At 37.4% G+C, this 7,821-nt stretch carries 7 protein-coding genes; 5 read left to right on the top strand and 2 right to left on the bottom strand.

Annotation, left to right across the window (positions count from 1 at the left end; translation table 11 throughout):
- Positions 1 to 62 precede the first annotated feature (62 nt).
- Entirely contained in the window at positions 63 to 974 is a 912-nt protein-coding gene (locus tag CDG56_RS09990) for an AAA family ATPase (protein ID WP_087547770.1), read from the top strand.
- Positions 971 to 1,852, top strand: coding sequence for a hypothetical protein (locus tag CDG56_RS09985; protein ID WP_087547769.1), 882 nt, complete (start codon positions 971 to 973; stop codon positions 1,850 to 1,852). Before CDG56_RS09990 ends, CDG56_RS09985 begins: the two co-directional genes overlap by 4 nt.
- A 42-nt stretch (positions 1,853 to 1,894) precedes the next feature.
- On the opposite strand, the gene glyS is transcribed toward CDG56_RS09985, so the two are convergent.
- Positions 1,895 to 3,964 carry a glycine--tRNA ligase subunit beta gene (gene glyS, locus CDG56_RS09980; protein WP_087547768.1) on the bottom strand — a complete coding sequence of 690 codons (2,070 nt, stop codon included), beginning with the start codon at positions 3,962 to 3,964 and terminating at the stop codon, positions 1,895 to 1,897.
- On the bottom strand, positions 3,964 to 4,953 hold the full coding sequence (gene glyQ, locus CDG56_RS09975; RefSeq protein WP_004660270.1) for a glycine--tRNA ligase subunit alpha: 990 nt from the start codon (positions 4,951 to 4,953) through the stop codon (positions 3,964 to 3,966). The genes glyS and glyQ overlap by 1 nt, the downstream gene beginning before the upstream one ends.
- Before the next feature lie 301 nt (positions 4,954 to 5,254).
- On the opposite strand from glyQ, the gene CDG56_RS09970 reads away from it, so the two are divergent.
- From CDG56_RS09970 to CDG56_RS09960, 3 genes are read left to right on the top strand one after another with little or no spacing between them, the layout of a single operon-like run.
- Positions 5,255 to 6,517 (top strand): putative DNA modification/repair radical SAM protein, encoded by a 1,263-nt coding sequence (locus CDG56_RS09970; protein ID WP_087547767.1) that lies wholly within the window; start codon positions 5,255 to 5,257, stop codon positions 6,515 to 6,517.
- 2 nt (positions 6,518 to 6,519) lie between these two features.
- Positions 6,520 to 7,314 carry a TIGR03915 family putative DNA repair protein gene (locus tag CDG56_RS09965; RefSeq protein ID WP_087547766.1) on the top strand — a complete coding sequence of 265 codons (795 nt, stop codon included), beginning with the start codon at positions 6,520 to 6,522 and terminating at the stop codon, positions 7,312 to 7,314.
- Between the two features lie 54 nt (positions 7,315 to 7,368).
- The gene (locus tag CDG56_RS09960; RefSeq protein WP_087547765.1) at positions 7,369 to 7,785 is read left to right on the top strand and encodes a lysozyme inhibitor LprI family protein; all 417 of its coding nucleotides are present in this window, start codon (positions 7,369 to 7,371) and stop codon (positions 7,783 to 7,785) included.
- Positions 7,786 to 7,821 lie beyond the last annotated feature (36 nt).

Below are 7,821 nucleotides of genomic sequence, written 5' to 3'. Positions count from 1 at the left end.
ACCATTAGAGAAATTTGCTCAGCTTGTTGATTATCATATGGCTTTTGAAACTGTCGCACCTCATGTTTGAATTCGCCCATTATATTTTTGAAAACTCTGATTTATTAGATAATAAAACAGAGTGGTTACATCGAGTTATAGAGAATGAAAAAGTTGTTTTTATACAAACTAATAGATTGATTAATGTTGCGCAAGGGCAAGAATTTCATCAAGAGCGTAGTAGTGCAGTCCTTGATTTGTCTGAAAAAATATTAGAACTTAGAAATGATATTGTTAGAACTCAATTTCATATTTCTATGGATCAAGGTAGTAAATTTCCTGAAAGAGTTATGGATTTACTTAGTAAGGAACGAAGTATAAATATTAATGATGTAAGTGAAAAAATGATAAAAATTAGTAGATTTGATAAAATATACAATAAAAATGATTTATTTGGAAATCTAGGGCTTAAATCAAGCATTATCTCAAGATTGAAAAAAGAAGAAATTTATGATAATGATTCATTTTTGCTAGTTTTAAATTCTTATTTAGAAGATATTGTTGAAAGAATTAATTTTTGTGATGATTTAGCTAGACGAATTCATCTTTTTAAAGAGGCTGTTAATTCTTTATTTCAATTTAAGTCTATCGATTTTCATCCAACTGATGGAATTGTTGTACAGAAGAAAAATAAAGGTGTTAGAGGTGATGTTGCTTATACTAAAGAGAGTTTTAAAATAGATGATTTATCTTCAGGAGAGCAACATTTAATTATTTTATTAGGCAATTTAATATTTAATACTGTAGCTAATACTTTGGTTTTAATTGATGAGCCAGAGATATCATTACATGCTGCTTGGCAGAAGAAATTGTTAAATTTAATTGATGAAATTGCTAAAACAAATAATTTTCAAGTTATAGTTGCTACACACTCATTTATTTTAATTAATGGGAATTGGAAAAATACTATAGAACTTGCGGAGTTAAAATCATGAGTGATATTCAAACACTCAAGGAAATTGCAGAATCAAGTGAAACTTCAATGAATGAAGCTTATGGTATCTATAGATCTAAAACTTTTGATAAGTTTTTATTCGTTGAAGGGTTAACTGATAAGAAAATGCTCCAAAATAAAGGGTATGATGAGGAGCAATATTATTATTTGGGTATGTTGGGCAAGCCTCTTGTTCTAAAAAGTCATGAGATTTTTTTTGAAAATCAATATTATAAAGAAATAAAGAAAATTGCCTATATTATTGATAATGATTATGATCATATAACGCAAACGATAATAACTTCAAAAAATCTTTTTATTCATTCTGTATGTAATGAAACTTTTGTTCATTATTATAATGATTTGGAGGGTTTTTTAGTTAATTCAGATTCCCTAGTTAGATTTTTGAGAGAACTAGGATTAAATAAAAGTGAGATTAATAAATTAAAAAATGATGTAGAGCTTGAATCTCGTAGAATTGGTAAATATCGTGCAGCTAATGAATATTTAAAAAAGAAAAAGTCACTTTCTTTAACATCAACTATACTATTTTCATTTGAAATTGAAAATTTTTTTGATAGAAAGAGTTTTTTGTTTTTAGAAAAGGATTTTGAAAGTGCTGTTAGGGGTTGTTCTCAATATAAAAATTTAGTCGATGAATTATTTCAAGAAGCTGTAAATATTAATCTAAAATTTCCTAATAAATGGTCACTTTCTCGAGGGCATGATATTAGCGAGTTAATAAGTATTTATCTTTTTGATAAGTTTGATATAGATCTAAATTCTGAAGATATTGAACAGTGTTTAAGGTTAGCCATAGATTCAGAAGATATGAAAGTCTATTCAGTAACAAATTCATTATCAAATTTTTTTAAATAATGAACAGTTCATACAACTGTTCATTATTTTTTGTTGAAAATACTAACCCTGCAACACACTTACATCTGCAATCGCTGTGAATAAATCACGCAACTGAGCCAATAAACGTAAACGGTTCGCTTTTAATTCAGCGTCTTCTGCCATGACCATTACGCCCTCAAAGAACGCATCAATCGGTGCACGAAGCGCAGCCAGCTTAGACAACGCTTCAGTATAGTTACGTGCAGCAAGTAAAGGCTGAACTACTGGTGTCAATGTTTGAAGTTCTGCATAAAGCGCTTTTTCAGCAGCTTCAACGAGATTCGCTTCAACCACAGCACCTTCAGGCGTTGCTTCTTTGGCAAGAATATTCGCAACACGCTTATTAGCCGCAGCTAATGCAGCCGCTTCTGGTAATGTACGGAAATGATTGACCGCAGTCACACGCTTATCAAAATCAAGTGGAGATTTTGGTGCAAGTGCTTGAACGGCTTGAATCACATCAACCGCAACGCCTTGGTCTTCATACTTGGCACGGTAACGACCTTCAAGGAAAGCCACTGCATCCGCACGTGTCTTGTCATGATCTTTAACCACATCGCCATAACCTTGAAGCGCAAAGTTAACCAGTTCTTCAATCGTCACATCAAGTTCATTTTCAATGATCAAACGTAAGATACCGATAGCAGAACGGCGTAATGCAAATGGGTCTTTAGAACCTGTTGGCGCTTGACCAATACCAAAAATACCAACCAGCGTATCTAAACGATCTGCAAGTGCAATCGTTGTACCTGTCTTGGTTTGTGGCAATACATCACCCGCAAATTTAGGTAAGTATTGCTCACCTAAAGCTTCAGCAACTTCATGATTCTCACCTTCAAGGCGAGCATAATAAGTGCCTGCAATCCCTTGAAGTTCAGGAAATTCACCCACAAGTTCAGAGGTCAAATCACATTTAGCCAGTAACGCTGCTTTCTCCGCATCGGCTGCATTTGCACCCGTAATTGGTGACAAGGCAACGGCTAATTTCGCAATACGTTCTGATTTGTTCCAAAGCGTACCTAATTGTGCTTGGAATACCATATTGGCAAGTTTTTCTTTACGAGATGCAAGCGGTTGCTTTTGGTCTTGTAGGAAGAAGAATTCTGCATCCGACAAACGAGGGCGTACAACTTTTTCATTGCCTTCAATAATTTGAATCGGATCTTTAGACTCAATATTTGAAATAGTAATAAAGTAAGGCTGTAATTTACCTTCAGCATTGATCAAACAGAAATACTTTTGATTGTCCTGCATCGTGGTAATCAATGCTTCTTGCGGAACAGCTAAATAACGCTCTTCAAAAGTTGCACGTAATGCAACAGGCCATTCAACCAAGCTGGTGACTTCATCAAGTAAGTCTGCTGGGACAATCGCAGTTGCATTAACTTCATCAGCTAACTTTTTCACTTGATCTTGAATGGTTGCTTGACGCTTTTCAAAATTCGCAACGACATAAGCTTTTTCTAAAGCAGCAAGGTAGTCATTTGCATGCGCCAAAGTCACGGCTTCAGGTGCATGGAAACGGTGACCATAAGTCACATTACCTGCTTTATGATCTTGAATGATTGCTTCAACCACTTGATCATCTTTTAGCAATACCACCCATTTTACTGGACGCACGAATTCAGTACGGCTTGCTGCTGAACGCATACGTTTTGCGATAGGTAAGTTGTCTAATGCAGTTTGTAAAATTTGTGGTAGTAAAACATCAAGACTTTGACCTTTGACATCTTTCAAGAAGCAAACTTTTTCAACTTTACCTGCTTGGAACGTTGAAAGTTGGTCAACCGTAATGCCTTGACCGCGCATAAAGCCTTCAAGTGCTTTAGTTGGTTTGCCTTCTGCATCATAAGCGGCTTGAACAGCAGGGCCGTCAAAACGTTTTTGTGTGTCTGCTTGAGCCGCATCAATATCAACAATTTTGAGTGCTAAACGACGAGGTGCAGCATACGCTTCTATAGCAGCAAAATTTAAGCCTGCATCTTTTAAGCCTTTTTCCGTTTCAGCTTTTAAAGCATCACGTAAAGTTTTTAAGCTTTTTGGTGGGAGTTCTTCACAGCCAAGTTCGAATAAAACAGTATGCTTTGTCATTATTTATTCTCCTTCGCTTTTTCAGCTTGGGCTGCTTCTGCTTCAACTTGTGCTTTAAGTTGAGCCAATACTTCATCACGCAAATGTGGTTCTGCCATTGGGAAACCGAGTTTCGCGCGGGCCGCCACATAACTTTGTGCAATTGAACGTGCTAAAGTACGGACACGTAAGATATAACGTTGACGCTCAGTTACAGAAATCGCACCACGGGCATCCAACAAGTTAAAGCAATGCGATGCTTTAATGACTTGTTCGTAAGCAGGGAGTGGTAGTTCAGCTTCGATTAAACGAGATGCTTCAGCTTCATAGAAATCGAATAACTCAAACATTTTATCGACTGGCGCATATTCGAAGTTATAGGTCGATTGTTCTACTTCATTTTGATGGAATACATCACCATAAGTCACAGTACCGAACTGACCTTTGGTCCAAACAAGATCGTAAACTGAGTCTACACCTTGAAGGTACATTGCAAGACGTTCTAAACCGTAAGTAATTTCGCCAGTAACAGGGTAGCATTCAACACCACCGACTTGCTGGAAGTAAGTGAACTGAGTCACTTCCATACCATTTAACCAAACTTCCCAACCTAAGCCCCAAGCACCCAGTGTTGGAGATTCCCAGTTGTCTTCTACGAAGCGAATATCATGCGTCAGTGTATCGATGCCGATTGCTTTTAATGAATCAAGATAAAGTTGTTGGATATTATCTGGATTCGGCTTAAGTACCACTTGGAACTGATAATAGTGTTGTAAGCGGTTTGGGTTCTCACCATAACGACCATCTTTCGGACGGCGTGAAGGTTGAACATAAGCCGCGTTCCAAGTTTCTGGACCTAATGCGCGTAAGAAAGTTGCAGTGTGGAATGTCCCTGCACCCATTTCCATATCATATGGTTGTAATACGACGCAGCCTTGCTCCGCCCAATAGTTTTGTAGGGCAAGAATTAAGCCCTGAAATGTATCAATATGCGATATAGCACGACTCATGGTGCATCCACTGGAATCAAACAAAAATTGTGCTTAAGTATAAGGATTTTCGGGTGCAGTGCAAAGGATTCAAGCGTTTCAGCGACAAGTTCTGATAATAAATTATTTAAACGCTTTTTTTTAATTTTCGAGTTAATTCAAAACGGACCCAATAGCCGACATATTTTCCCAGTTGGCAAAGTCCTGAATCGGAGACCATTCACATAAACGTCACCTCATGACGTATAACATCTTTCTCAATCTTAATTTTCAAATCATGAAATGTTAGCTTTGAAATGATGTTGTCACTGAGGTGTTTGCTATGTCTGATCGCATTCGTGAAAAATTACAAATTCTTGCCGATGCAGCCAAATATGACGTGTCCTGTTCCTCTAGTGGTAGTGACCGTAAAAATAAAGACAAAGGTTTAGGCGATGCCAGTCGGGCAGGGATTTGCCATAGCTATACCGAAGATGGGCGCTGTGTTTCATTGCTGAAAATCTTGTTCAGTAATGTCTGTATTTTTGATTGTGCTTATTGTGTGTCGCGCCGTTCTAATGATGTGAAACGTGCTGCATTTACGGTACAAGAGGTGGTTGATCTGACCATTAATTTTTATCGTCGTAATTATATAGAGGGATTATTCCTTAGCTCAGGTATTTTTAAATCCGCCGACTATACGATGGAACGGATGCTTCAAGTGGTGAAAAAACTACGTCTAGAAGAAAATTTTAATGGCTATATTCATCTCAAAACTATTCCTGGAGCATCGCCTGAACTGATTCATGAAGCAGGGCTTTATGCGGATCGTATGAGTATTAATCTGGAAATGCCAACTGAGGTCGGATTAAAAGCGTTTGCCCCTGAAAAATCACATCAAGAAGTACAAAAAGACTTAGGATTGGTTCGAGATCGACTAATTCAACTCAAAGATGAACGTCAAATTATTAAGCATGTGCCGAAATATGTGCCCGCAGGACAGACCACGCAAATGGTGGTCGGCGCACATCAGGAAACTGATCAAGACGTACTTGTGATGGCAGATCGACATTACAAGGAATTTAAACTGAAACGGGTGTATTTCTCAGGCTATATTCCAATCAACACAGAAAATAACTATTTACCAGCGGTCGGTTCGGCGCCGCCTTTATTAAGGGAAAATCGGCTTTATCAAAGTGATTGGTTGATGCGTTTTTATGGTTTTGAAGTCAATGAAATCGTCAATGAAAAACACCCACATTTAGATTTGGACGTAGACCCCAAACTGAGTTGGGCGTTGCGTCATCCCGAGCAGTTTCCAGTGGATTTAAATCGTGCTGACTATCGCATGATCCTTCGTGTACCAGGCATCGGCGTAAAGTCAGCCAAGAAAATCATGCAAGCGCGTCGTTTTGGCAAGATACATACTGATTTACTGAAACAACTCGGTGTGGCGTATTCACGTGCCCAGTTTTTTATTCGTTGTGAAGACAGTCCACGGTTTCAAAAGGAACTTTCTACGACTGATATTCGTCAGCAAATATTAACGCAGGGTTCATCCAAGTACGTGAAACAACTGTCACCTCAGCTGAGTTTAGGATTCTAAACATGCTCAGTGATGGTGTGGTTTATTACTATTTTGATGGCTCTATGGTCGGTTTGCTCAACTGCGTATTTCGTGCTTTTCAATTTAAAGAATTTCACGTGCAACTGTGTTTAAATCAAGGTGCACAGCATGGTTTATTTGCCACAGTGGTTGAAATTCCAAATCACGAGCAACATGCAGCACGTGTTTGGTCAGCTTTACAGCAGAAACTTTCGCATTCATCTCTGAGACAATTTTATTTTGCTTATTTGTCGGAATCGTTGGATGCCTATCAGCATTTATTTAATTACTGTATCTATGTTTTTCGGCATCAACATTCAGTCGAAAAAAATTACTCTCATCCCAGTGTTTTAGCGATTTCGCAATGGACAAAAAAGGTCGGGCGCGAAAAGCATCGTATGGAAGCTTTTGTGCGTTTTAAGAAAACCACAGATGGTTTATTTTTAAGTTTAGTTCGACCTGATTTTAATGTATTACCTTTGATACAGCCGCATTTTAAGCGTCGTTATCAAGATCAACGTTGGCTCATTTATGACGAACAACGCAAATATGGACTGTATTATGACTTACACGAGATTCATGAGGTGTCTTTAGATGCTCATCAGATTGACCGTAATATTGAAAATGGGGCGAGTCAAAACTTCCAATTAGAATTAGATGAACAAGAAGAATTATATGATCAGCTTTGGAAAGATTATTTCAATAGTATCAATATTAAAGAACGTCAGAATGTGAAATTGCATGTGCAATATTTGCCAAAACGTTATTGGCGATATTTGAATGAAAAATATGTTTAAGGCATTTTTTTGATTATTATTTTAAAAATACCAACATAACAAAAGAGCACATTCATGACGAAATTAGTTTTAAGAACAGCAGTACTGATTATGGCTTGTTTGAGTACTTTTGTATTTGCCAAAACGCAAGATAAAGCGATAGATCCTTATAGCCAATGTGTCGATGACATAATTGAACAGCTAAAACTGGGCAATATCAATAATGCTGTGGTGGAGATCTGTAGTACCAGAACCAAAACTTTATATGCAAAGCAGATTGTGCAGGTATTGGATCAAATAAAAAAACAGAGTCAGGAATACAAGCAGCTTGAACGCTATCAGGACATCATGAAATCACAACAGCTCTGGAAAAATTTTGTCGATCAAGAGTGCCGTAATGCTGGTGCTTATATCGGTTCGCCGATGTATGAGTTTTGCCCCATGCAAAAATATGCAGAGCGATTGGAGCAATTGGAGGAGTATTTAAATTAACCTTGATCAGTTTTCGTTATTATTTAAAACTGCAAT

Origin of the sequence: Acinetobacter sp. WCHA39, from assembly GCF_002165385.1 — a bacterium.
Taxonomy (GTDB): domain Bacteria; phylum Pseudomonadota; class Gammaproteobacteria; order Pseudomonadales; family Moraxellaceae; genus Acinetobacter.
The sequence above is the reverse complement of the archived record's forward strand: the minus strand, read 5'-3'. Positions and strand labels throughout refer to the sequence as shown.

What these genes read in the sequence shown, in the direction of transcription:
- CDG56_RS09990 (WP_087547770.1), top strand. Translation starts at nt 63, where the DNA reads ATGTTTGAATTCGCCCATTATATTTTTGAAAACTCTGATTTATTAGAT.
- CDG56_RS09985 (WP_087547769.1), top strand. Translation starts at nt 971, where the DNA reads ATGAGTGATATTCAAACACTCAAGGAAATTGCAGAATCAAGTGAAACT.
- glyS (WP_087547768.1), bottom strand. Translation starts at nt 3,964, where the DNA reads ATGACAAAGCATACTGTTTTATTCGAACTTGGCTGTGAAGAACTCCCA.
- glyQ (WP_004660270.1), bottom strand. Translation starts at nt 4,953, where the DNA reads ATGAGTCGTGCTATATCGCATATTGATACATTTCAGGGCTTAATTCTT.
- CDG56_RS09970 (WP_087547767.1), top strand. Translation starts at nt 5,255, where the DNA reads ATGTCTGATCGCATTCGTGAAAAATTACAAATTCTTGCCGATGCAGCC.
- CDG56_RS09965 (WP_087547766.1), top strand. Translation starts at nt 6,520, where the DNA reads ATGCTCAGTGATGGTGTGGTTTATTACTATTTTGATGGCTCTATGGTC.
- CDG56_RS09960 (WP_087547765.1), top strand. Translation starts at nt 7,369, where the DNA reads ATGACGAAATTAGTTTTAAGAACAGCAGTACTGATTATGGCTTGTTTG.